The organism is Candidatus Methylospira mobilis (assembly GCF_009498235.1).
GTDB lineage: Bacteria > Pseudomonadota > Gammaproteobacteria > Methylococcales > Methylococcaceae > Methylospira > Methylospira mobilis.
This window is the reverse complement of sequence record NZ_CP044205.1, coordinates 4288094-4312821: the sequence shown is the minus strand read 5'-3', so window position 1 is coordinate 4312821 and position 24728 is coordinate 4288094. Positions and strand designations below refer to the sequence as shown.

The following is a 24728-nucleotide window of genomic DNA, read 5'->3' as shown; positions in this document are numbered from 1 at the left end:
ATGGCAATGAAACGCCGGTTCCGGCTTCTGTTGAGCATGGGCTTGCTCGCTACGTCCCTGATTGCAGGACTGTACCTGGTATTGCGGTTATCGCTGCCGAAATTCGACGGGGTACAGCAGCTTGCCGGGCTTGGCGCTCCGGCCGAGGTAAGCCTGGATAAATTGGGCATCCCAAAAATTTCAGCTGAAAACCGCGAAGACGCGTTCCGCGTTTTGGGTTTTGTGACGTGCGGGGAACGCTTGTTCCAAATGGATTTGTCGCGGAGGCAAATGGCGGGCCGTCTGGCCGAGGTGATGGGAGCGGGATTAAAGAAATCCGACATTCGGCATCGCGTGATGGGCTTCGAGCAAGTGGCCAAAAACATACTGCAACGTCTCCCTGAGGATGAAAAGCGTGTGCTCGAAGCCTATGCGCAGGGTGTAAATCAGGCGATGAACGCCATGCAGGTTTTACCGCCCGAGTTTCTGCTGTTGAGATACCGGCCCGCTGTCTGGCGGCCCGAAGACAGCTTGCTGGTGGTACTGGGCATGGAGGAAACGCTGGGGTGGACGGGTGAAGCGGAGCGCATGGATACGACCATGAAAGCCGCATTGCCGCCAGCCGTCTATGATTTTTTTACTCCGCCGATGGATCACTATACCGATCAAATTCTGAATGGCCTATCTGCGCAAAACCGGCCGGTACCGCTACCGAAGGATGATTTGGCTGCATTGCTGCAGCACGGCGCGGGAAATGAACAATATAGCGGCATATCCGACTATGGCGCTCCGTCCGGGGGTTCCAACGCCTGGGTAGTCGGACCTCAAAAAACCTGGAATGGTCGAACCATACTGGCCAACGACATGCACATGAAATTGCGGATGCCGAATATCTGGTACCGGGCGGAAATCAGCTACGGAGACGTCAGGCTTACCGGGTTGACGCTGCCGGGCGTTCCCTTGCTGGCGGTCGGCTCCAACGGACGGGTTGCATGGGGGCTTACCAGCATACAGGGCGATTTCGTTGATCTGGTCTCGGTGAATGTCGATCCCGGCGACCCTCAACGCTACCACACGCCCCAAGGGCCGGCAAAGTTCGGCGAACGGGCGGAAACGATGCAGGTGCGCGGCGAATCTGACCAAACAATCAATGTGCGAACAACCATTTGGGGACCGGTGTTACCCGATTCATTGCTGGGAAAGCCGGTGGCCGTGCGCTGGACCGCCCTGGACCCGGCCGCTACGGATTTACAGATGCTTGATCTGGATAAAGCCATGGACGTTACTAGCGCGCTTAACCTGTTTAATCGTGCGGGAAGTCCGCCCTTGAACGCGCTGGTCGCCGACAGCAACGGAAACATCGGATGGACCATCACTGGAAAAATACCCAAGCGCTTTGGTCTGGATGGGGCCGTCAGCGCCTCCTGGGCGGATGGTATGCGCGGCTGGGACGGATATGTCCCGCCTGATGAACTACCACGGACTCAGAACCCGCCGTCTGGATTCATCGTCAATGCCAATCAACGTATGGTCGACTATCGTTATCCTTACGTCATCGGCCACTATTTTGATAATGGCTACCGCGCCTACCGGATAGGCGAGCGTCTTTCCCAAGCGAAGGAAATTACCGAGCGCGACTTGCTGGATCTTCAACTGGATACGCGCACCGAATTTTATAGGTTTTATCAGCAGCTGGCGTTGTCCGTTCTTGATAACGGCGACCGGGAATCGGATGCGCAATTAAGAAGCAGCCTGGAAAGATGGGATGGATTCGCCGAACGGGACTCGACCGGATTAGCGATTGTAGTCGAATTCCGGCGCATGTTGATCGATACGGTTATCTCGCCATTCCTGGGTAAATGCCGCAGTCTGGATCCTGCATTTCGTTTTTCCCGCGCCACAGTCGACGGACCGCTGCAACGGCTGCTGGAAGCGAAGTTGCCGGAATTGCAGCCCGAAAAGACAAACTATAAGGATTGGAATTCCTTTCTGTACGATGTGCTGAAGCGCGCCGAACGCAATGTTGACGAACAATCTCAGGCTAAAACGCAACTACCTCCCGATTGGGGGCAAAACAACCAGGTGTCGATGATGCACCCGCTTTCATCTTCGTTGCCATTGCTGAAATACTGGCTCGACATGCCGAAACAGGCGTTGCCGGGATGCGCCCAATGTATACGCTGGTACGCGCATGGCAATGGCGCCAGCGAACGATTGATAGTCAGCCCCGGCCAGGAAAACCTGGGGATACTGCATATGCCCGGAGGGCAATCAGGTCATCCGCTGTCCCCGCATTACGGCGATCAGCATCAGGCCTGGATAGAAGGCAGACCGCTCCCGTTGCTGTCAGGCCAATCCGTATACCGGCTAGCTTTCCAACCGTCCGCAACAGCAGGAACACCATGATACGTTTTTTGTTGAAAAACTCGCGCTGGATGCTGTCGATGTCGATGCTGTGTGGGTTGCTGAGCGGGTTGGGGGGGGTCGGTCTGGTTGCAGTAATTAATACCGCATTGGGTGGAGAGCAGAACAAGATAGCCGGTCTGGGCTGGCTCTTTGCCGGATTATGCGTGCTGTTGCTAACGGCGCGCGCGGCATCGGCTCTGCTGTTGTTGCGTCTCGGGCAAAACGTTATCTTCGACTTACGTCTGAAACTGAGCAGGCAAATACTGAAAGCGTCGCTAAGCAATCTGCAGCAGTTGGGGCCGGCGCGGATATTGGCCTCGCTGACCGACGACGTTACGACCCTGGCCGAATCCTTCCGGTGGCTGCCGTTATTCTGCATCAATGCCGCCATTGTGGTTGGCTGTCTTGGCTATCTGGGTTGGTTATCCGGCGCGCTTTTCATTCTCGTGGCGGTCACAATAGCGATTGGAATAAGCAGTTTCCGTTTGATAACGAAACAGGCTTTGCGCGGACTTCGAACGGCCCGCGAATATAACGATGACCTTTACGGGCATTTCAAGGGGCTGACCCAGGGCATCAAGGAACTCAAGCTTCACCGGTCGCGCCGTGACGCTTTCCTGAACGAATGTCTGGAAACCAGCGCGGCTCATTACCGTAGCCATTATACCTCGGGAATGAGCCGTCATATCCTCGCCAATAACTGGGGAAACGGCTTGTTCTATGTGCTGATCGGCGTTGCGTTGTTTCTGATGCCCGATTTTCAGCACCTGATCAGGGAGGCAGCGGCGCGCTTCGGCCTGTTTTCCATGGAGGAGGTGACGCCCCAGATGCTCAGAGGCTATTGTCTGACTATTCTGTACATGATTTCCCCGCTTACCATCATGATGGAAAGCCTGCCCGTCTTCGAGCGGGCGCGCGTCGCACTGAAAAAGGTGCAAAAGCTGAGTTCCGAGTCCGAAGCGCAGGAAATAGCGCCGGATCCGGCAATCCTTCCGTTTTGTGAACAGGCCTCATGCCTGGAAATGATTGATATTACACACAGTTATCACAGTGACCGGGAAGAACGGAGTTTCATGCTGGGGCCAGTCAATCTGACGCTGAATCCGGGAGAAATAGTTTTTCTGATCGGCGGCAACGGCAGTGGAAAAACCACTCTGGCGCTGCTGCTGGCCGGGCTTTATAACCCGGAACAAGGCAAAATTCGCCTCGGCGGATGCGAAGTTACCTATCAAAACCGCGAATTGTACCGGCAACAGTTTTCCGCGGTATTTTCGGATTTTTATCTATTCGACAGTCTGCTCGGCTTTCAAAATCACGAACTGGACGCCGATGCGCGCGCTTACCTCGTCCATCTGCAGCTCGATCATAAGGTGCAAATCGATCAGGGCGTCTTCTCGACATTGAATCTGTCGCAGGGACAGCGAAAGCGTCTGGCGCTGTTGGTCGCTTATCTGGAAGACCGCCCTTTTTACCTATTTGACGAATGGGCGGCAGACCAGGATCCTGTTTTTAAAAATATTTTTTACACCGAAATTCTACCTGCGCTGAAAGCGAGAGGGAAAACCGTGGTCGTGATTACCCATGACGACGGTTATTTCCATCTTGCCGACCGCTGTCTCAAATTAAACGACGGCAGGCTGACGGAAATACCGGTTGAAAAACAAGAAACGGAATCGTGTAACAACGCGGATAACGAATGGCAACAAACCGAATTGGAGATGTCGTCGTGAGACAGAATGTTATTGAGCTAAAAACCGTTGAACAAACGCCCAAAATCTTTAGCCAGGAAGTTTTGCTGACGCCGTTGGGGGAGCGAAGAAAAAAGGATGATGCATGGGACAACAGCTATTATCTCGACAGGCAAGCCGGTTTCGAATCCAATGCGCGCACTTATCCACGCAAACTTCCTATCGCCATCTGCCGCGCCGAAGGCGTTTATGTCGAAGACGCCGACGGCCGACGCTATATCGATTGTCTGGCGGGCGCCGGTGCTCTTGCGTTGGGCCATCGGCACCCGGTAGCCGTCGACGCCGTGCAGCGCGCGGTGGCTGACGGCACGCCGTGGCAGACGCTGGACTTAACCACGCCGGTCAAGGATGCGTTCGTGCATGAACTTTTCCGTTGTTTTAACAGCGACTTTGCCGCTTCCGCGCGTATTCAATTCTGTGGCCCCTCCGGCGCCGATGCGATTGAAGCCGCGCTCAAACTGGTCAAGACAGCGACCGGGCGCCGGTCGATATTGGCATTCCACGGCGCTTATCACGGCATGACGCACGGCGCGCTCGGCATAACCGGCGAAATCGGTCCCAAGGCCAGTGTGGCTGGCTTGATGCCGGAAGTGCATTTTCTTCCGTTCCCTTACAGTTATCGCTGCCCGTTCAGCCTCGGCGGTGAACCGGGATGGCGCGCTTCGCTTTCCTATATCGATCGGCTGCTGGCTGACAGCAATAGCGGTATTGCGCCGCCCGCAGCAATGATACTGGAGGCGGTGCAAGGCGAAGGCGGCGTTATTCCAGCGCCGGATGACTGGCTCAGAGGGATGCGCCGCATCACGCGAAAATACGACATTCCGTTGATTATCGATGAGGTGCAAACCGGCATAGGCCGTACCGGAAACATGTTTGCTTTCGAGCGCGCAGGGATAGAGCCGGATGTCGTGGTGTTGTCCAAAGCCGTAGGCGGCGGGTTACCGTTGAGCGTGGTGGTCTACCATGAAAATCTGGATCGCTGGCAACCCGGCGCGCATGCCGGCACCTTTCGCGGCAATCAACTTGCGATGGCGGCAGGAGCGGCCACCTTGCGTTTCATCAGAGAGCATCGACTCGATCACCATGCCGAAATCATGGGCGAACGCCTTATGAATCATCTTCGTTGCATTCAGGCCGGTTGCCCGGCTATCGGCGAAGTGCGCGGACGCGGATTGATGATCGGTATTGAAATAATCGACCCGCATGCCGCGCGGGACGAACTGGGCGCGCATCCGCCTTGCAGCGAGTCGGCGCGGAGAATCCAGCGGAATTGTCTCAAACGCGGGCTGATACTGGAGTTGGGAGGCCGTCAGGGCAGCGTCGCGCGCCTGCTGCCGCCGCTGATAGTGACTGAAAACAACATCGACCAGATCGCCGCCATTTTCAGGGAAGCAGCCTATGCCGCGTAATCTGTCCGTTCCTTTCTTTCATTGCGGCAGCTTGGTTTTGGAGACTCGATTATGGAAAAAAGACAACGAAATCTCGCTGTAAGCCGTCATTTCTGGGTGCTGGCGCACCGCTGGGTCGGTTTGTCCATAGCCGGTTTTCTGATTGTGGTCGGACTGACCGGCAGTTTGCTGGCTTTCCTGCCGGAGCTGAACCATGCGCTCACTCCGCATCTGTTCCCTGCAGCCCGGTCGGCGCCCGCGCTGGGGCTGGGCGAGCTGGCGCTTGCGGCTCAGGCGTTAATGCCGCAAGCCGAAGTCAAAACGGTTTATATCGATACGTCCGGTTCGGCGCTTATTGGCGTCAAGCCAAAAACGGATCCGAAAACCGGTAAACCCTACGAACTCGGCGCGAACCAGTTGATACTCGATTCGGCAACCGGCCGGGAGCGCGGTCGGCGCACGGTGGGGAAGGAGGAACTGCCAACCGGTCTCGAGAATCTGATGCCTTTCATCTATCACCTGCACTTTGGCCTGTCTCTGGGAAAAACCGGCAATGTGGTGCTGGGCATCGTTGCATTACTGTGGACTGTCGATTGTTTTGTTGCGTTTTATCTGACCTTGCCGGCCGGTCGAAAAAACCGGAGCGGCCGGAGCGGCAGGCCTATGGCGACGCCGAACGGTACGGCAGGCAATGCTTTACTAACGCAGGAGCAGTCGCGCTCCTTCTGGCATCGCTGGAAACCGGCATGGCTGGTGAAATGGACGGCCTCCCGCTACCGCATCAACTTCGACCTGCACCGCGCGGGCGGGTTGTGGCTGTGGACCCTGCTGCTGATATTCGCCTGGTCCAGCGTGTCCTTCAATCTTCACAAGGAAGTCTATGAGCCATTCATGCGCATATTTTTCGACCTTCCGCCGCTTGAAAAACCGGCCAAGCGTTCGCTGCAGCCAGGCGCGGTCGCGTTGGGCTGGCGCGAAGCCCAGAGCGTGGCGGAGCGGTTGATGCGGGAACAAGCCGAAATTCACGGCTTCAGCGTTGAAGAGCCTATTGCGTTATACCGGCAAGCGGAGCTGGGACGCTACCACTACCGCGTTAGAAGCAGTCTGGACGTTCAGCAGAAAAACAGCATCACCGCGCTGTATTTCGACCTGTACAGCGGACAACTGCAGCATTTGCATTTGCCGACAACCCAGCATTCCGGCTATACCGTCAGCGCCTGGTTAAAAGCGCTGCACGAAGGAGACGTATTCGGTTTGCCCTATCGTATCTTCGTCAGCGTAGCCGGTTTAGCCATTGTGATGCTGTCCGTGACCGGCGTTATCATCTGGCTGCGCAAGAGCAGGGCGCGAAAGATTCATTTGGAGCGCGGCGTACGTTCCGCTTAAAGCTCCAGCCGAACCGATCCCAGAAAGGTTAATGGCGCTCCCGGAACAATGTGAACCGCGCTGTTCTGGGTATTTGTGTAGTAAATCTGGTTCAGGATGTTGTAAACATTGAGCTGGGTGGTGATCTTGCCGCCGAACTGTTCGAAGCTGTAGGTAGCGCTGGCGTCCCAGCGCGCATAGCCCGGCAGCTGGATAGTATTGGCGGTATCGCCCGCTCGCGGTCCTTGCAGATACACGCCGGTCCCCAGACTCAAACCCGGCAGCACATCGTTGTCGAACTGATACTTGGTCCACAAGCTACCGGAATTCAGCGCTACGTTGGGCAGCATGTTGCCTTGGGTGCCGTCGGTGGCCTGGGTGATTTTCGCCACGTCGTAACTATACCCTCCGATCAGGCTTATATTTTTGGTAACCTCGCCCTGCGTCTGGAATTCCACGCCTTTGCTGCGCGCCTGTCCTACGGCGATGCTGAAAAGCGGGTTGCGGGGATCCGGCTCCAGCAGGTTGTTCTGAGTGATGCTGTACAGCGCCAGGGTCGTCAACAGCCGCTTATCGAAAATCTCGGTTTTTACGCCGAATTCATACTGAACAGCCGTTTGCGGCGCGAACGCCTGACCGGTAGTGGAAATGCCGTTGTTCAGCCCAAAAGATTCCGTGTAGTTGAAATAGGCCGATCCCCAATCCCAGGGCTGGTATAACAGTCCCGCTCGCGGCTTGAAGGTATTGCTGCTGACGGTCGGGACGCTGAAGGTATTGAGCGCTTTTCCTCCGCCCGCTGCGCTGCCATACGCAGCCCAGTCCCAGCGTCCTCCCAATAGAACGTGTACATCGTCCCACAATATAATCTGATCCTGGAGATATAGCCCATCCCACTTGCTGATTTGCTTGTAACTGAAGTTAACCGGAGCGGCGGCAAGATTCAGCGGATTGGTTTGATAAGGCGCGTAAATATAGACGTTCGGAAGAATGGACGGCACTGGCCCCTGATGGGACGGGGTGCTATTGCTCGAATAGTTGTAATAATCGAAACCGAACAAGATGCTGTGATGCATGAATCCGGTGTCGAACTGACCGGTTAAATCCAAATTCGTGGTAAAGGTATTGTTATAGTAGAGATTGCCGTAGCCCAGACCCATTTGCAGCGTGCTGGCGTTCAGCATCGCCAGACCGTTGAAAATGGGATTCTGGTAAATCTCATTACTGAACATGAAGCGATTGGTCAGTTTCCAGTCGTCATTGAAACGATAGTTCCAGTCGTAAGCGGCCAGTTTTCGGTCCTCTGTATTGGGAATGGATTGCGCGGCAGTGCCGTCGCCCAGATAGCTTCCGATCGGCAGTTTCAATATGGCTCCTTTGTAAGCGACCAGGTAGCTGTCATTGATCCAGTTATCATGCTGATATTCCATATTGGCGTTGAAGTCGAACGCGTCGTTCGGGCGCCAGGTAATGGAGGGATTTACAAAGATATGATCCGCGCTGACGTAATCGCGAAACGAGTTATTGGCCTTATAGGCTAAGTTCAGCCGGTACAGCAGCGATTTGTCTTTCATTAGCGGTCCGGTCGCATCCAGCGTGGTGCGGTAAAGCGAGTAAGAGCCGAATTGCTGCTGCAGAGAATAATGCGCCAGTTCTTCCGGCCGCTTGGTGATCAAATCGATTAGACCGCCCGCATTCATGCGGCCGTAAAGCGTCGACAACGCCCCTTTGACAACTTCTATTCTTGATAAATTTGCGGTCTCCAGGCTTGAAACGCTCTGGGCAAGCAAGCCGTTCCGGTAAGTGGCGCTATTGATATTGAAACCACGTATCAGCGCATTGACGTAATACTCCGTATCGCCTTGCACGCCGGCGACGTTTTTCAGCGCATCTTCCACTCTGACCACCTGCTGATCGTCCATTACGGCGCGCGGCACGGTTTGAATCGAAGCGGGAGTTTCCATGATGGGCGTGTTGGTTTTGGTCGCGGTGCTGGCGTTGGGCAGCGCGTAATTTAAGCGATCCTCCGGTAGATCAAACGCAGTGCCGCCGGCGTCGCTCGCGCTTACCGTGACTTTGCCGATCGTATCCACCCTGGTTATCGGCTTATATTCAAGCGTGACCGTATCCGCGCCGGTGAAGCGCGGCTGCAGGCCGGTAGCCGCGAGTAGCCGTTGCATCGCTTTGTCGGGCGTATAGCCGCCCGTTAACGGCGCGCTGCGCAACCCCTGGGCAATACTGCCTTCATACAGTATTTGTATGTGTCCCTGCGCGCTGAATGCGGCCAGCGCGGACGGCAAATCCTGGGCCGGTATATCGAACTGCATTACGGTTTCCGGCCGTGTCGGCGAGGCAGGATTCTCGCTCGCATTCGATTCGGCGCGAACGGCGAGCGATGGCGCGGAGAACGAAAAGGCGATAACCATTGCCATACTGTTTCGCATTAAATGATTACCCATGAGAGAGGATATGATCTGCTAAATAGAGCTGTACGCTTGGCTCTTGCTATCGAGGTAGTCTCTATAAACTATAAACCTGTCATGTTTATACGCAAATATCATACCTAAACAGAAAATCAATTACAGCAGTAGCAGCGAGCGGACGGTAATCGGTGGCGCAGGGCAGCGAAAGGCAGGCGGGGTGGAGCTGAGAACGTAGCGCATCGTTGATCAACGATGCGCTACGTTTATCTGTTTTTCCTAATGACGTAAATAAATGTAACTACACAGCCAACCGGCACCGGGTCTGCGAGTCGGGTTAGCGAGACAAGCGCAAGCGTGCCGGAAAGTCAACCGCGCTGTAAACCCGCCCATGGGAGCGCGGTTGCGGCATCCGTGTCGCAAACGGTCTCGCCGGTCTGACCCGGAACTCTTTTGCAAGTCATGCTTGGTGAAGCTGAATCGTTATGACCTGACGCAGATAGACATTGACGGGCGGGCAAGGCGGCGTCCTGCAAAGGCCTTATTAACATCAGCGCTACGCTTAAAATTCCACCTTCACCGATCCCAGCAAAGTCAACGGTATGCCTGGAACAATATGTACCGCGCTATTCTGCGTATTCGTGTAATACATCTGGTTCAGTATGTTATAAACATTCAACTGCGTGGTGATCTTGCCGCCGAACTGCTCGAAACTGTAGGTGGCGCTGGCATCCCAGCGCGCATAGCCCGGCAATTGGAACGAGTTGATCGTATCGCCGGCGCGCGGACCTGCCAGATAGACGCCGGTACCCAGACTGACGCCCGGCAAAACGTCGTCGTCGAATGCATACTTGGTCCAGAGATTGCCCGAGTTGAGCGGTACGTTCGGCAGCATATTGCCCTGGGTGCCGTCGGTAGCCTGGATGATTTTCGCGGCATCGTAACTATAGCCGCCGATCAGGCTGATATTTTTGGTAACCTGGCCCTGCGTTTGCAGTTCCAGGCCTTTGCTGCGCGCCTGCCCTATCGCAATACTAAACGCCGAGTTGGCAGGATTCGGTTGCAGCAGATTATTCTGGGTAATGCTGTACAGCGCCAGGGTCGTCAACAGCCGTTTATCGAAGAACTCGGTCTTGACGCCGAACTCATACTGAACCGCCGTTTGCGGCGCGAAGGGCTGGCCGGTGATGGAAATGCCGTTGTTGAGCCCGAAGGATTCGGTGTAGTTGAAATAGGCAGAGCCCCAGTCCCACGGCTGATACAGGATGCCGGCGCGCGGCTTGAATGCATTGGTATGGATGGTCGGAACACTGAAGGCGCTGAGCGGTTTTCCGCCGCCCGATGCGCTGCCGTAATCCGCCCAATCCCAGCGTCCGCCGAACAGAATGTGCAACTGATCCCATAGCTTCATCTGATCCTGGAAATATAATCCGTCCCATTTATTGACCAGCTGATAACTGTAGTTGACCGGAGCGGCGGCAAGATTCAGCGGATTGGTCTGGTAGGGCGCGTAAATATTGACGTTTGGCAGTATCGACGGCACCGGCCCCTGATGCGAAGGCGTCTGATTATTCGTGTAGTAGTAATAATCGAAGCCGAGCAGCACGCTGTGATTGATGAAACCGGTATCGAATTTACCGGTCAAATCCAAGTTGGTGGTGTAAGTGGTCAGATAGTAGGTATTGCCATATCCCAAGCCCATTTGCAGCGTGTTGGCGTTCAGCATGGAAAGGCCGTTGAATATGTTATTTTGCTGAATAACATTGCTGTACATGAAACGGTTGGTCAGTTTCCAATCGTCGTTGAAACGGTAGTTCCAGTCGTAGGCGGCCAGCTTACGGTCCTGCACATTGGGCTGCGATTGCAGCGCGGTGCCGTCGCCCAAGTAACTGCTGAGCGGCAATTTAATGATAGCTCCTTTATAAGCTACCAGACCGCTGTCGAATATCCAGTTGTCATGCTGGTACTCCATGTTGGCGTTGAGGTCGAACGAGTCGGTCGGTTTCCAGGTAATGGACGGATTCACGAAGATATGGTCGGCATTGACATAATCGCGGAACGAATTGTTGGCCTTGTAGGCGAAATTGAGCCGGTACAGCAAGGATTTGTCTTCCAGTATCGGCCCGGTCGCATCGAGCGTGGTGCGGTACAGCGAATAGGAGCCGAATTGCTGCTGCAGCGAGTAGCGCGCCTGCTCTTCCGGGCGCTTGGTGATCAGGTCGATCATACCGCCGGCGTTCATGCGGCCGTAAAGCGTCGACATCGCTCCCTTGACGACTTCGATGCTCGATAAATTGGCGGTTTCGAGGTTGGCGATATTCTGGTCCAGCAACCCGTTGCGGTAGGTGCCGCTATTCACGTCGAAGCCGCGGATCAGCGTGTTGACGTAAAAACTGCCCGTATCCATCTGCACGCCGGCAACGTTTTTCAGCGCATCCTCGACACTGATCACCTGCTGGTCGTCCATCACCGCGCGCGGCACCACCTGTATCGATGCCGGCGTTTCCATGATCGGCGTGTCGGTCTTCATGGCCGTGCTGGCGTCGGGCAAGGCGTAATGGATACGATCCTCGGGCGCATCAAACGTGTTGCCGGCGGTGGCAGCAGCGCTGACTGTGACCGTGCCAAGCGTATCGGCGCCGCCTGCTGCCGCAACGCCGGCGGACTTGCCCGCCAGCGTTGCCGTGCCTGCTCCGGTAAAACGCGATTGAAGGCCGGTTGCGGTCAACAGGTGCTGCAGCGCCTGCGCAGGCGTATAACTGCCTTTCAATGGCGTGCTGCGCAAGCCCTGGACAAGACCGCTGTCGAACTGCACCTGCACATGGCTTTGCGCGTTGTAGGCCGCCAGAGCCGACGACAGATTCTGCGCCGGGATATCGAACGGCACCGCGTTGGCCGCGCCGGCCTGCGCCGGAGACGCCGCATTGACCGGGGTAGCTGGAATCGAAATCGCCATGGCGATAGCCAGCACCAGACTGTTTCGGGTAAAGAAATTTCCCTCTGGAGATTTCAAGCTTTTTATGGTTTTCATTTATTTCCTTTCATCAGCGCAGATGATCGCTTCGTCTGTCCGGCCTTACGGCCTGTTAATTGTTTGAAACTCAATCAGAAACAGGCGCTGCCCCAATGACGTTACGATTCAGTCTCATACCAGTTATTTATGGAGATTCCTCCATCCATTGTTATGACGAAAGCGCGAAAACAACCCCGTACTGGGAAATGTAAAAATTTGAAAAAATTTGCCGGATGCATGCAGGCGTTTTAACCGGGGCTTGGCGAAGATCTGCGCATTTGTGCGCGTGTTTTTTAGCCGTTCGGACAACGGCATCAACTTTAAGTGATATGACACACGAAGTGCGCCATATCACTCACCGCGACACATGGCGCTTCCTCAAGAAGCGGGAGCAGTCAGACCATATAGCAATAGCATTTATATTGCTTCGCCTTCTTAACAGTTGAGCGCAAAAGCAAGCCAACACAACAACAATAAGCCGTCAACCGCCCATTGCAATCGACATGGCGCTTTCGGAGCACGACCCCCATCACATTTATCTGGACGCTCGCAGCCGTCTGCATCAGTTTCGCACCTTGCGCGTGCAATGCCCCGATACGGCATCGGATTTACTGCAGTAAGCGTACTTTCTACTGCCGTTACTGAAAGCGCCGCCGCAAACGCAACCGGAGATTCAGGCATGGCTGTACTGAACGGACGTCAAACCCGGCCTTGCTCGCCGATCGAAAAATTTTGATTACGCGTTACGGTATTTAGAGCCTTCAAACGTCTTCCTTGTAGGAAGAGATTGATTTTCGCGTTACCCGCGACATGAAACGCTAATAATTTAATATAAGGAATTATCATGAGGCTAGAACACGCAAGCCCTGAACCCAGTCTGAAGGCTGGTTTGAACGGAACGCAACCCGCCAACGAGGCGGATGGAAATGAACCCGCGTTTCCCTCAGCGCTTTATTTTCAAGTCCATTTCGAATATATCGAGAAACTGCTGGGCGAAGCGAAACTGTGTCTCGAAGCATTGACGCAACAGGTTGCAGAATCCCGCATGAAGTCCGATACCGGTTGTGTCGACAAGATAGAACACCGCTTTTTCGAGCAACCGGCCACGCTCGCCCTACAATGCAAAGGCAAGCGCCGTAAATCGTCCCGCAAGACCTCCAAGCCGGTCGTGGCAGGGATCGACACAGCGTTGCCGAAAGCATGATATCCCTGACGATACGTTCGCTGCGCAGTCTGGAACGCGTTTGCCGGGGTTCATTCCATTTGCCCTCGCGCGTTAACAAACAAACGGTAAGCCGGAGGCCTCAGCAAAAAATAGTCTCCGGCTATACGGTATGGAGCGTTGTTAAACGTCTTATTCAAGATAGAGCCGATTTTAACTCAGCATCATCAGGGGCAACGGGTAAGGCTGGCGAGGCCGTCCGCGGCGAGGATGCCGCAGTTGAGCCTCCAGGGATGGATTCACTGCGCAGTTGATCTACCGACACGCGCTTCCGCGTGTCTCGACAGCCTTACCTGGAGCCGGCAGCAGGATAGTTACCTATTTTTTAACTTGTCCGAGGAGCAAATCATGCGAATACGAACTGTTATTGCCACGCTCGCAACGCTGAGCGCAATACTGAACGCCAACGCCGGCACGCTGGCGAATGGAAAATGGACGGCGCCCGGCTGCGGAACGATACCCGCCGCGCCTGCAGTCGATGCCAGCGGTGTCGACGCTTATAACCGCAGCTTGAAACAAATCAGGGAGTGGCAACCGCAGGCTCAAGCCTACATTGATTGTATCGTCAAGGAGGCCAATGCGGACAATGCGATTATCGTCAAATTCGCCAATGCGGAGCAGGAACGCTTCCGTGACGAAGTGGCGAAGATCAAGACCACGGCGGACGACGCCAAGACAAAACTGGATGGTAAATAAGGGTCAGGCTGAAGTTATAGGCGGCAAACCTGCCTTGCCCCACACCCTGAACTCATCCAGAAACCAGGACGCTGAACCGGAACGATGAAAATGTACTTTTTTCCAACGAGCCAGCAGTACAAAGGCGCCGAAGTACCGTTGACGGGATCTGATATCCCTCAGACATGGCAGCGGTCGTTTGCGATTGCCGCCGCCTCCCTGCTGGCGTTGGCGTTGCACGGATTGCTTTGGATCTGGTATACGCATCGTCCGCCACCCTTGCCACCGCTCACCGAAGCCGCGCCGCTCGCCATGATCGATATCGCCTTGTCCGCGCCCGCCGCTCCGGCAATGGCTCAACCCATTACGCCGCCACAGCCGGTTCCGCCCAGGGACGTCAAGAAACCTGTTCCCAACCCCGTGAAAAAACCCAAGCCCAAACCGGTGCATAAGGAATCCGAAGTCAAACAGTTAGAACAAAAAAAGGAAGAGCCCGAAACTGTTCAGGAAGCTTCGCCTGCGCCGGCCGCTCCTCCCGCTCCGGTGCATGCTCATGCAGCCGCACCGCATAACAGTCCTCTCACTCCGGCCAGCGCCAACGCAGCTTATCTGAACAACCCGAAACCGGTCTATCCCTCACTGGCGCGCAGCCAGCATTGGGAAGGCCTGGTATTGCTTCGCGTGTACGTCTCCGCCGACGGCGAGTGCGGCGAATTGTCGGTGCAGCAAAGCAGCGGTCACGAGCTGCTGGATGAGTCGGCGTTAAGCGCGGTAAAAAAATGGCGCTTCGTGCCGGCAAAACGCGGCGATATCCCTCAAGCCAGTTGGGTCACCGTTCCGATTAAATTCCAACTGGACTTCCACTAAAGAACCCGTTAATCAAGCAAGAGGAGATTCATTTTGGAACTATCAGAAACCATCGTCGTCGACGCTACCCTGTTCATGCTTGGCGGTTTTTCACTGCTGACCTGGAGCGTGATTCTTTTCAAGGGCGGAGAAATCATTTTCAACAAACTGCGCAACCACGCTTTTTTAACAAACTTCAAGGATAACGCTGAATATGGCTATGAGCCGCATCCGGCAGACTCTGGCAAGGCCCAGATCGCCAGAGTCCATCAGGCGGGTATGAAAACGCTTGCGCACGCCAAGGTTCAATTGGCCATCCGCGCCGACAAGCACGAAGCCTGGCACAACCTGCTGGAACGTGCGATGCGCCAACAGATACTGAAGGAAAAGGCGCGAATGGAATCGGGGCTAGGCTGGCTGGCCAGCATCGGCAGCACCGCGCCGTTCATCGGTTTGTTCGGTACGGTCTGGGGCATCATGTACGCACTGGAGGATATCAGCACCAAGGGTTCCGCCAGTCTGGAAGTCGTGGCCGGCCCTATCGGAGAAGCGCTGATAGCCACAGCAATCGGCATTGCCGTGGCGGTTCCCGCCGTCATCGCCTACAATTTTTTTCTAAGACAGAATCGCCGCAATGTCGCCATACTGGATCATTTCGCCAGCGACTTTCTGCACACGACCATTCAGGATCATTTAATCGCACAAACGGTGGACGAACATGGCCATGCACACAGCGAATGACGACGACAACGGCGGTGAAATGAGTGAAATCAACGTTACCCCCCTGGTGGACGTAATGATGGTTCTGCTCGTCGTTTTCATGGTGACCGCACCGCTCCTGACCCAGGTCGTCCGTGTCAAACTGCCCAAAACCGAACAAACCGAACCGGCTCCGGATAAACATGTCGCCATCCTCAGCATCAATGCAGCCGGCGAACCGCTGCTCGACGACAGGCTGGTGCCACTGGAAACGCTGGAAACAGAATTAAAAAACTTATTGAATAAAGATCCCGAAATCAGCATTCAGCTTCAAGCCGATCGCGCCGCGATATTCGATGCCGTGGCCAAAGTCATGGCCAGCGCCCAACGGTCGGGCATCACCAAACTGTCGTTTGTTACTTTACAAAAGTAACCGCTTCCGCTTTGCATGCCGGCCTGGCCAGGAGCATCTGTCCCGGTTGCTGCCCGGTGTCCGATAACCCAATACGCCGTCATGACCGTCCTCGTCAAAATTGCATAGTCATGCGCCGACATACACGCGGGCATTATTGCGCCTGCGTGCTACAATGAGGCACATATCGCTCATGCTGAGAGGGACTCCGTCAAATGCGCTTATTTGCCCCTTTATTGTTTCTTGTTCTATCCGCATTCCTGAACACCGGACTGGCCGCAGACCAGACGCCAATACCGGGGCCGCCCGAACTGGGAGATGCCGCACACATCCTGGTTGACTACAATAGCGGACGGGCATTGGTCGAACATAACGCCGACCAGCGGCTGGAACCCGCCAGTCTCACCAAAATCATGACCGCTTATGTGGTTTTCCGTGAGCTGGGCAAAGACAACCTGAAGCTGGACGACATGGTAACCGTCAGCGCAAAAGCCTGGCATACCGAAGGTTCACGGATGTTTGCCGAAGTCGGCGCGCGAATTTCGGTCGAAAACCTGCTCAAAGGCATGATCGTACAATCCGGCAACGACGCCAGCGTCGCGCTGGCCGAGCACGTCGCGGGCGACGAGTCGGTGTTTGTGCAAATGATGAATCAGAACGCCGAGCGTCTGGGCATGGTCAACACCCATTACAAAAACAGCATGGGGCTGCCTGCGCCGGACCACTACACCACCGCGCGCGATCTGTCGATACTGACCCGTGCGCTGATTGAGGAGTTTCCCGAATACTACAAGTGGCACTCGATCAAGGAATTCTTATTCAACGGCATCAAGCAGACCAACCGCAACCGGCTGCTGTGGCGCGATCCGACGGTGGACGGCGTCAAAACCGGCCATACCGACGGCGCAGGCTACTGCCTGGTGACTTCCGCCTTGCGCGACAATATGCGATTGATTTCCGTGGTCCTGGGTACCAGGAGCGATAGCGACCGGGCAAACGCCAATGAGGCTTTACTCAATTACGGTTTCCGCTTTTATGAAACCCGATTGCTGTACAAGGGCAATGAAAAGCTGGCGGAAGCGCGCGTATGGAAAGGCGACAGCAGCAGCGTGGAACTGGCTTTGGCGCGTGATTTCTACACCACTTTTCCGCGAGGCCAGTACCAAAAGCTCAAGGCAGGCATGGAAGTCAATAATATGGTAACCGCGCCGGTAAATCAGGGCGACAAACTGGGCAGCGTCAAAGTCACCTTCAATGATCAGACGGCAGGTCAGGCCGATCTGGTGGCTATGAAAACCGTGGCGAAGGGCGGCTTTTTCAGACGCACGTTCGACTCTGTGCGACTCATCTTCAAATAGCGGCAGCATCATGTCCGACAACAATCAAATTGTGTACCTCAACGGCGAGTATCTTCCGCTGCATCAGGCCAAAGTATCGGTGCTGGACCGTGGCTTTCTGTTCGGGGACGGTGTCTATGAAGTGATTCCGGTTTACGGCGGACGCCCGTTACGTCTGGAAGAACATCTTACCCGGCTGGAAAACAGTCTGTCGGGCATCCGCATGCAGCCGCCTCTCGCCTGGGATGACTGGAAATCCATTTTGGATAAACTGATCGTCGGCACCGAGGATCAATCGGTCTACCTGCAGGTTACCCGCGGCGTCGCTCCCAAACGCGATCACGCTTTTCCGAAGACGCCGGTAGCGCCCACGGTTTTCGCGATGTGCACTCCCATCGCCCCCATTCCCGCATCCGGGGTCAGCGCCTTTAGCGTGGACGACATACGCTGGAAATGGTGCCATATCAAAGCCATCACCCTGCTGGCGAATATCTTATTGCGGCAGATGGCCGTCGACGAAGGCTGCGCCGAAGCCATACTGATCAAGGACGGTTACGCCATAGAAGGCGCTGCCAGCAACCTGTTCGTGGTGTTGAACGGCACGATTATCACGCCGCCGAAAACCAACGATATCCTGCCGGGCATCACCCGCGATCTGGTAGTGGAAATCGCGCGAGAAAACGCCCTGCCGCTCGAAGAGCGCGACATTCGCAACGAGGAACTGCATCAGGCCGAAGAGGTCTGGGTAACCAGTGCGATGCGAGAAATACTGCCTATAGTGCAACTGGACGGTCAGCCTGTAGGCAACGGCAGGCCCGGCGCTGTTTGGGACAGAATGAATGAGCTTTATCAACATCATAAAGCGCTATTACGAAATAATCCGGCATGACGAACCAGCGCGCCTCATTACTGGAATTCCCCTGCGACTTCCCGATCAAGGCGTTCGGACATTACAGCGACGAGCTGGATCAGATCGTCGTCGCCATAGTCCGCCGCCATGCGCCCGACCTGGGGGAAAACGCTGTGGCGATACGCGCCAGCAAAGGCAATCGCTATGCGGCCATTACCGTTACGGTCAGGGCGCAGAGCCAGGCGCAACTGGACGCCATCTATACCGACCTGACAGCCAGCGAGGCAGTGATCATGTCGTTATAAGTCAGAATGCAGGGACCATCGAGGTCTTTAAAGCCAAGGTTTTGCTCCGCTTTTTCTCATAACCGGGAAATAGACCGCGCGAGCCGACAGCTTTGGTTTTTACCGGGTCCGGAGCGATGAAAGCCCTGATTTATTCAAAATCAGCGTGTCGCCTGTTGATGAATCAACAGCTCGACAAACAAACTTATGAGTAAAACCGCACAATCAGCGCTTTTCCGGCAATAGTGATCATGGCAAATTCGCACCATACCCCGACAGAAGACATACTCAAGCAGCATCTTGCCGACGTTGTCGCGCTGCTCGAAAAGCAAAAACTCGAAGAAACGGTAGTGCGTCAGCAGGAAAAACCGCGCAATTCGCCGCTTATCGAGTCCCTGCTGCTGCAACGTCATCGGGCCGCGCTCAAAGCCAAGCTCGATCAACTGCATGCAGCCGACATTGCCTACATACTGGAGGCGCTTCCGCTCGAAAAACGTTTAGCCGTATGGAATATGGTTAAATCGGAAGCGGACGGGCAAGTGCTGCTCGACGTATCCGACGCGGTCAGGGAAACGCTGATCTCGGACATGGACACGGACGAACTGCTCTCCGCCACCGAGCAGCTCGAAACCGACGAAATCGCTTATCTGGCGCATGACCTTCCGGAAGAGGTCATGCACGAACTGCTGGAATCGCTGAACGACCAGAGCCGCGCGCGCCTGGAATCGCTGCTATCCCATGAAGAAAACTCCGTCGCCGCGCTGATGGATTTCAACATGGTGACCATCCGGGACGACATCACCCTGGGTGTCGTGCTGCGCTATCTCAGAAGACGCGGCAATCTGCCGGAACATACCGACAAGCTGTTCGTCGTCGACCATCAAAACATACTCCAGGGAGCGCTCTCGTTAAAGCGTCTGCTGGTCAATCAGCCCGACCTGCTCGTGTCCGAAATCATGTCGCGCGACGTAATCAGCTTTCATTTGGCGGACGACGCATCGGACGCGGCGCGAGCCTTCGAGCGCTACGACCTTTTAACCGCGCCCGTTGTCGACGAACAGGGCAGGCTGCAAGGGCGCGTAAAAGTCGACGCCATACTCGATCACATCAGGCAGCAATCCAGCGATGAAATGCTGAATCAAGCCGGCCTGCTCGAAGAAGAAGACCTGTTTTCCAGCGTCTGGAAAAGCCTCAGGAACCGCTCGTTCTGGCTCGGCATCAACCTGATTACCGCCTTCGTCAGCACACGCGTGATCGGTCTGTTCGAAGGCACCATAGAACACATCGTCGCGCTGGCGTCGCTGATGCCTATCGTCGCCGGCATCGGCGGCAATACCGGCACGCAGACCAGCACGCTGATTATCCGCTCGCTCGCGCTCGATCTGATCACGCCCAGCAATATCCGCAAACTGATACTTAAAGAACTGGGCGTCGCCGCTTTCAACGGCCTGTTGTGGGGCTCACTGGTCGGCGCGGTCGCCTTTGGGATTTACCAGGACAAAGAACTGGGCATGGTCATGGCGGCGGCGATGTTCTGCAACCTGATGGTCGCCGCGCTGATGGGGCTGAGCATACCGCTGATCCGCAACCACCTCAATCTCGACCCGGCCATCGGCACCAGCGTACTGCTCACCGCCATCACCGACAGCATGGGGTTTTTCATTTTCCTGGCGCTCGCCACCTGGTTCCTGATGTAATCATGCAATTGCGCCTGAAGAAGTTGGGAACCTGCGATTACAGCGAAACCTGGCGCGCGATGAGCGCTTTCACAGAACAGCGCACGCCGTCTACCATCGATGAACTCTGGTTGCTGGAGCACCCGAGCGTTTACACCCTGGGCCGTAACGGCAAGCCCGAACATATACTGGACAGCGGCAATATTCCTGTCATGCAAAGCGATCGCGGCGGGCAGGTAACCTATCATGGCATGGGCCAACTGATCGCCTACACCCTGTTCGATCTGCGCCGTCTCGATATCGGCGTCCGCCGTCTGGTCAGCGGACTGGAAAACGCAGTCATTGCGACGCTCGCCCAATACGGAATACCGGCGCAAGCGCGGGCGGATGCGCCCGGCGTCTATGTCGACGGGCAAAAAATCGCCGCGCTGGGCCTGCGCGTGAAACAAGGCTGCTGCTATCATGGTCTCAGCCTGAACGTGAACCCCGACCTGGCCCCTTTCGCCCGCATCAACCCCTGCGGATACGCAGGCCTGCAAGTCACCAGCCTGTGCGCGCTGGGCGTGGACATCAACCCGCTCGAAGCCGCCGTGCCGATGATCGGCTACATTCAACAGGCTTTCGGCTACCAGGAATTCATAGCATAAACCCATGAACGATCCTCGCCCTTTCCTCGCCCCCTCGCGCCATACGCCGGAAACGCATCAGCGCAACGCCGACAAGCTTTCGCGCATACCGGTGCGCGTGGAACAGCCCGAAACCCTGCTGCGCAAACCGGCCTGGATACGCGTGAAAGCCGGCGACAACGCCGCGACGCTCCATGTCAAACGCGTGCTGCGCGCGCAGGGACTGCACTCGGTCTGTGAAGAAGCGGCCTGCCCCAACCTCGGCGAATGCTTCAGTCGCGGTACGGCGACATTCATGATCATGGGCGATCTGTGTACGCGCCGCTGCCCGTTCTGCGATGTCGCGCACGGCAAACCGCAAGCGCTGGACGCGCAGGAGCCGGAACAGCTCGCGACCGCCATAACCGAATTGAAACTGCGTTACGTGGTCATCACCTCGGTCAACCGCGACGACCTCCGCGACGGCGGCAGCGCCCATTTCGCCGCCTGCATCGCCGCCATCCGCCGCACCAGCCCGACTACGCGCATCGAAATCCTGGTTCCCGATTTTCGCGGGCGTATCCCGCTGGCACTGGAAACGCTGGCTACGAACCTGCCGGACGTCTTCAATCACAACCTGGAAACCGTGCCGCGCTTATACCCGCAAGCCCGCCCCGGCGCCGATTACGCCACCTCGCTGGGATTGCTGGAGCAGTTTCACCTCGCGCACCCCGGTATCCCAACCAAATCGGGTTTGATGCTGGGACTCGGCGAAACCCTGGAAGAAGTGCGCGCCACGCTACAGGACCTGAGACAGCACCACTGCGCAATGCTGACCCTGGGGCAATACCTGCAGCCGAGCCGCGACCATCTCCCCGTATCTCGCTACGTCACACCCGATGAGTTCACCGAGTTGGCGGAATATGCCAGAGAGATCGGCTTCGGAAACGTCGCCAGCGCGCCGCTGGTGCGTTCGTCGTATCATGCTGATGAACAGGTAAAGGGGTTGTAACAGTATGGTGTTATTTTATTTACGCCAATGAAGTTCACCGTCATGATACGCGATATCTGAATCGGGTTGTAACGGCTAGCGAGCCGGACGGATTTCACTCGCAAATCGTTACAACTATAAAATTTCAGTAGTATTACCGCGCGACAATACAACTGAAAACGACACACATTCACTCCACAATCAAAGGAAGTTAGAAATGTCAGACTCAAATCAACTCAGCGGTTTGGACCGGCGTTTTACCTTCGGCAGCGAAGGAGACAACCACATTCAATTTGAAGTAGTTCGTTTCGAAGGCGAAGAGGCTTTATCGACGCTTTACCGTTTCGAGCTGTTGCTGGCAGTAGCGAACAACGGAGACGTTGACGAGACCCTGATCATCGGCAGCCCCGCTCTGTTTACACTGAGCGACGGCGTGCACGGAGGCAAAGCCGCCCGCTATCACGGACTGGTGCAGGACTTCAGTTATGCGTATCAGGTAACCGGGTGGACATTCTACCGCGCGGTGCTGGTGCCCAAGATGTGGCGCTTGACGACATACCATCTTTCGGAAGTTTATATCAACAAAAACCGCACAGAGATTTTCCGGCTCATTGCCGAGCGCGCCGGACTTATACCGGACGATTTCGAGTCGCGCTTGTTGCAGCAGCCGCTGGAACCATGGGTGGACTATGTTTGCCAGTTTAAGGAGAGCTACTTCGATTTTATTGCGCGTTGGGCCGAACGCCTTGGCGACTACTGGTGGTACGAAGAGAATGATGGTCATGAAAAAATCGTTTTCAGCAACTCGCGCATGGCGCACCTGGATGAAGCATTGCCGCTTCATTATCAACCATCCGACAGCTCAGTCGCCTCTGGCCAAATCAGGCGGCGCCTGCAAAGTCTGGAATGTGAAACCCGCTGTTTACCGCGCCAGCTTACGGTCATGGATTACAATCATGAACGCGCCGCGCTGGACATCAAGGCCACAGTGGATGTAGACGCCAGGGGTATTGGTGAGGTGTTTGTCTACGGCGAAAACCTGAAAAACAATGAGCATGCCGCCAACATCGCGCGTTTGCGCGCGGAAGCAATCCATTGCCGCAGCCGGCAGTATACCGGGAGCAGTACGGCAACCGGCCTGCGTTGCGGACATTTCGTGGAGGTCAAAGAGCACCCCCGCAAAAATTTTAACCGCGGTTACCTACTGACATGGGTGAAACACAGCGGTTCGCAGGCGGGCATGCTGCTGGAAGGGCTGAGCTTGCCGGACCCGGTGCGCAAGCCTGGAAAGAGCGTCGGCGAAGACTTTTACCGGGCGGAATTCGGCGCGATACTTTCGGATGTGCAGTTCCGCCCCGAAATCCGCCATCCATGGCCGAAAATCGAAGGCACGCTGACCGCGTTTATCGACGCCGAAGGTAGCGGTGAGTACGCCGAATTGAACGAAAAAGGCGAGTACAAGGTAAAAATGCCGTTCGCCGTCACAGACAAGGGGGCGAACAAAAGCTCGGCGTGGATACGAAAATCCTCGCAGTATGCCGGCAGCGGTCACGGTATGCATTTCCCGTTGCACAAGGGTACCGAGGTGCTGCTGTCATTTATCAATGGCGATCCGGATCGGCCTGTGATTTTAATGGCATTGCAAAACTCAATAAGCCATAACGTGGTGAATAAAGACAATCAGTTCAACTCGCGCATACTAACTGCTGCTGGTCAAGAGTTGACTTTCTGCGACAAAAAAAATGAAACAAATATGCTGTTAAAATCCAGCGACAATTGCTGGATACATATTGGTCAAAAATCGCCTTTTTACACGGGTTCCCGTTCTACTGATGACAATTCATCGTACGGCAGCAGTGGAACGGGCGGGCAGATGCAGGCGGCTGCTTACCGGCTAAACTACCGGATGGAAGGGATGCAATTAGGTGCGTACCGCATTGGCGTCCAACCGCCTGGCCGGCAAATGTATCAGTCGCTTAAACCTGAGGTTGTGGCGCCGGATGGCGCTGAGTATACCACGCCATCTGATAACGATAATCCGCCTTATTTACCGCCAAATGTGGTTTACCCGGCGCCAAATGATACATCCGAAACTGATAGTATATCGGTTAGTGCGGGTTCCGCCGATAAAGTATTGGCGGGACATAACTCTTCCTACGTTTATGGTAATAATTACAGCAATACGCTGGGTGATTCGTATTCGTACGTGCAGGGTAAAACAATAAAAACGAGTGTTGGAGTGCAGAAGACCACTAACTGGGGAAATGTTAATACGAAAACTTATGGAATGAACTCTGCATTTTCGGTTGAAAAAAATGACTGCGCACTGTTTACTGAGTCGTCATATCTGCAAAAGCTCGAATTCATAATCGGAACCAAGCAAGAATTAAGTTTAGCTCTTGTTTTTAAGTTTAACTTCGGCATCGTATTTGAAATTAAAAACATGAAAATGGACCGAGTCAAGGTGGGTTTTAAAACTGGCCTCGTTAGTCTTTCGCAGGATGAGGTATCAATAGTTAAAAAAGGCATCAGCGTCATGCAAGATGAGGTCGCTGCCGTGGAATATGGAAATATTCAGGTAAAACAAGCAAACGCGGTAATAGAGATGAATCAAACTTTAATGCAAGAATTTGCAGTAAAAGCGGAAAAGGGTGACTGTTCCGTTGCAGTGCGTGATGCTATTATTGAATCAGCTCAAGCAAATATAGTGAAAGCTAATTCAACAATTAATAATGCCAAGGTTACCTGTTCTTCGACGACGCAAATATTCATGCCTCCCGGTTGATGAATAGCCAGGGAACCGCTGTAAAAGCTG

18 protein-coding genes are annotated in these 24728 nt (G+C 55.1%); 16 read left to right on the top strand and 2 right to left on the bottom strand.

The features are described from left to right. From F6R98_RS19715 to F6R98_RS19700, 4 genes are read left to right on the top strand one after another with little or no spacing between them, the layout of a single operon-like run. Positions 1–2385 (top strand): penicillin acylase family protein, encoded by a 2385-nt coding sequence (locus F6R98_RS19715; protein ID WP_153250531.1) that lies wholly within the window; start codon positions 1–3, stop codon positions 2383–2385. Continuing rightward, on the top strand, positions 2382–4115 hold the full coding sequence (locus F6R98_RS19710) for a cyclic peptide export ABC transporter (RefSeq protein ID WP_153250530.1): 1734 nt from the start codon (positions 2382–2384) through the stop codon (positions 4113–4115). The genes F6R98_RS19715 and F6R98_RS19710 overlap by 4 nt, the downstream gene beginning before the upstream one ends. Beyond that, complete coding sequence (locus tag F6R98_RS19705; RefSeq protein ID WP_265588115.1) at positions 4112–5542, top strand: diaminobutyrate--2-oxoglutarate transaminase; 1431 nt, start codon at positions 4112–4114, stop codon at positions 5540–5542. Before F6R98_RS19710 ends, F6R98_RS19705 begins: the two co-directional genes overlap by 4 nt. Before the next feature lie 51 nt (positions 5543–5593). Then, on the top strand, positions 5594–6907 hold the full coding sequence (locus F6R98_RS19700; RefSeq protein WP_153250528.1) for a PepSY-associated TM helix domain-containing protein: 1314 nt from the start codon (positions 5594–5596) through the stop codon (positions 6905–6907). Here F6R98_RS19700 and F6R98_RS19695 read toward each other — a convergent pair. Together F6R98_RS19695 and F6R98_RS19690 are read right to left on the bottom strand one after the other, a co-directional pair. After that, positions 6904–9315: a TonB-dependent siderophore receptor gene (locus F6R98_RS19695; RefSeq protein ID WP_194270033.1), complete on the bottom strand. Its 2412-nt coding sequence runs from the start codon at positions 9313–9315 to the stop codon at positions 6904–6906. The genes F6R98_RS19700 and F6R98_RS19695 overlap by 4 nt on opposite strands. Before the next feature lie 550 nt (positions 9316–9865). Beyond that, positions 9866–12334, bottom strand: a complete 2469-nt coding sequence (locus F6R98_RS19690; protein WP_153250526.1) for a TonB-dependent siderophore receptor — start codon at positions 12332–12334, stop codon at positions 9866–9868. Between the two features lie 826 nt (positions 12335–13160). On the opposite strand from F6R98_RS19690, the gene F6R98_RS19685 reads away from it, so the two are divergent. The 12 genes from F6R98_RS19685 to F6R98_RS19630 all read left to right on the top strand — a co-directional run bounded on the left by F6R98_RS19685 (position 13161) and on the right by F6R98_RS19630 (position 24698). Next, a complete protein-coding gene (locus tag F6R98_RS19685) occupies positions 13161–13520 on the top strand; it encodes a hypothetical protein (protein WP_153250525.1) in 360 nt (119 codons plus the stop codon). A gap of 366 nt (positions 13521–13886) precedes the next feature. Beyond that, positions 13887–14234: a hypothetical protein gene (locus F6R98_RS19680; protein WP_153250524.1), complete on the top strand. Its 348-nt coding sequence runs from the start codon at positions 13887–13889 to the stop codon at positions 14232–14234. Between the two features lie 90 nt (positions 14235–14324). Further along, on the top strand, positions 14325–15080 hold the full coding sequence (locus F6R98_RS19675) for an energy transducer TonB (RefSeq protein WP_194270032.1): 756 nt from the start codon (positions 14325–14327) through the stop codon (positions 15078–15080). Positions 15081–15113: 33 nt separating this feature from the next. Next, complete coding sequence (locus F6R98_RS19670; protein ID WP_228124981.1) at positions 15114–15800, top strand: MotA/TolQ/ExbB proton channel family protein; 687 nt, start codon at positions 15114–15116, stop codon at positions 15798–15800. Further along, entirely contained in the window at positions 15784–16191 is a 408-nt protein-coding gene (locus F6R98_RS19665; RefSeq protein ID WP_315700118.1) for an ExbD/TolR family protein, read from the top strand. Before F6R98_RS19670 ends, F6R98_RS19665 begins: the two co-directional genes overlap by 17 nt. 194 nt (positions 16192–16385) lie before the next feature. Then, positions 16386–17528: a D-alanyl-D-alanine carboxypeptidase family protein gene (locus F6R98_RS19660; protein ID WP_153250521.1), complete on the top strand. Its 1143-nt coding sequence runs from the start codon at positions 16386–16388 to the stop codon at positions 17526–17528. A 10-nt stretch (positions 17529–17538) separates the two neighbouring features. After that, on the top strand, positions 17539–18396 hold the full coding sequence (locus F6R98_RS19655; protein ID WP_153250520.1) for a D-amino acid aminotransferase: 858 nt from the start codon (positions 17539–17541) through the stop codon (positions 18394–18396). Further along, entirely contained in the window at positions 18393–18662 is a 270-nt protein-coding gene (locus F6R98_RS19650; protein ID WP_153250519.1) for a YbeD family protein, read from the top strand. The genes F6R98_RS19655 and F6R98_RS19650 overlap by 4 nt, the downstream gene beginning before the upstream one ends. A 230-nt stretch (positions 18663–18892) precedes the next feature. After that, complete coding sequence (gene mgtE, locus F6R98_RS19645; protein ID WP_153250518.1) at positions 18893–20338, top strand: magnesium transporter; 1446 nt, start codon at positions 18893–18895, stop codon at positions 20336–20338. 2 nt (positions 20339–20340) lie between these two features. Further along, complete coding sequence (gene lipB / locus F6R98_RS19640) at positions 20341–20964, top strand: lipoyl(octanoyl) transferase LipB (RefSeq protein WP_153250517.1); 624 nt, start codon at positions 20341–20343, stop codon at positions 20962–20964. Between the two features lie 4 nt (positions 20965–20968). Next, positions 20969–21934, top strand: a complete 966-nt coding sequence (lipA, locus tag F6R98_RS19635) for a lipoyl synthase (RefSeq protein WP_153250516.1) — start codon at positions 20969–20971, stop codon at positions 21932–21934. Between the two features lie 196 nt (positions 21935–22130). Further along, positions 22131–24698, top strand: a complete 2568-nt coding sequence (locus F6R98_RS19630; protein ID WP_153250515.1) for a type VI secretion system Vgr family protein — start codon at positions 22131–22133, stop codon at positions 24696–24698. Positions 24699–24728: the final 30 nt, after the last annotated feature.

Excerpts from the sequence above, each read along its gene's own strand:
- F6R98_RS19715 (WP_153250531.1), top strand. The coding sequence starts at position 1 with ATGGCAATGAAACGCCGGTTCCGGCTTCTGTTGAGCATGGGCTTGCTC.
- F6R98_RS19710 (WP_153250530.1), top strand. The coding sequence starts at position 2,382 with ATGATACGTTTTTTGTTGAAAAACTCGCGCTGGATGCTGTCGATGTCG.
- F6R98_RS19700 (WP_153250528.1), top strand. The coding sequence starts at position 5,594 with ATGGAAAAAAGACAACGAAATCTCGCTGTAAGCCGTCATTTCTGGGTG.
- F6R98_RS19695 (WP_194270033.1), bottom strand. The coding sequence starts at position 9,315 with ATGGCAATGGTTATCGCCTTTTCGTTCTCCGCGCCATCGCTCGCCGTT.
- F6R98_RS19690 (WP_153250526.1), bottom strand. The coding sequence starts at position 12,334 with ATGAAAACCATAAAAAGCTTGAAATCTCCAGAGGGAAATTTCTTTACC.
- F6R98_RS19685 (WP_153250525.1), top strand. The coding sequence starts at position 13,161 with ATGAGGCTAGAACACGCAAGCCCTGAACCCAGTCTGAAGGCTGGTTTG.
- F6R98_RS19680 (WP_153250524.1), top strand. The coding sequence starts at position 13,887 with ATGCGAATACGAACTGTTATTGCCACGCTCGCAACGCTGAGCGCAATA.
- F6R98_RS19675 (WP_194270032.1), top strand. The coding sequence starts at position 14,325 with ATGTACTTTTTTCCAACGAGCCAGCAGTACAAAGGCGCCGAAGTACCG.
- F6R98_RS19665 (WP_315700118.1), top strand. The coding sequence starts at position 15,784 with ATGCACACAGCGAATGACGACGACAACGGCGGTGAAATGAGTGAAATC.
- F6R98_RS19660 (WP_153250521.1), top strand. The coding sequence starts at position 16,386 with ATGCGCTTATTTGCCCCTTTATTGTTTCTTGTTCTATCCGCATTCCTG.
- F6R98_RS19655 (WP_153250520.1), top strand. The coding sequence starts at position 17,539 with ATGTCCGACAACAATCAAATTGTGTACCTCAACGGCGAGTATCTTCCG.
- F6R98_RS19650 (WP_153250519.1), top strand. The coding sequence starts at position 18,393 with ATGACGAACCAGCGCGCCTCATTACTGGAATTCCCCTGCGACTTCCCG.
- mgtE (WP_153250518.1), top strand. The coding sequence starts at position 18,893 with ATGGCAAATTCGCACCATACCCCGACAGAAGACATACTCAAGCAGCAT.
- lipB (WP_153250517.1), top strand. The coding sequence starts at position 20,341 with ATGCAATTGCGCCTGAAGAAGTTGGGAACCTGCGATTACAGCGAAACC.
- lipA (WP_153250516.1), top strand. The coding sequence starts at position 20,969 with ATGAACGATCCTCGCCCTTTCCTCGCCCCCTCGCGCCATACGCCGGAA.
- F6R98_RS19630 (WP_153250515.1), top strand. The coding sequence starts at position 22,131 with ATGTCAGACTCAAATCAACTCAGCGGTTTGGACCGGCGTTTTACCTTC.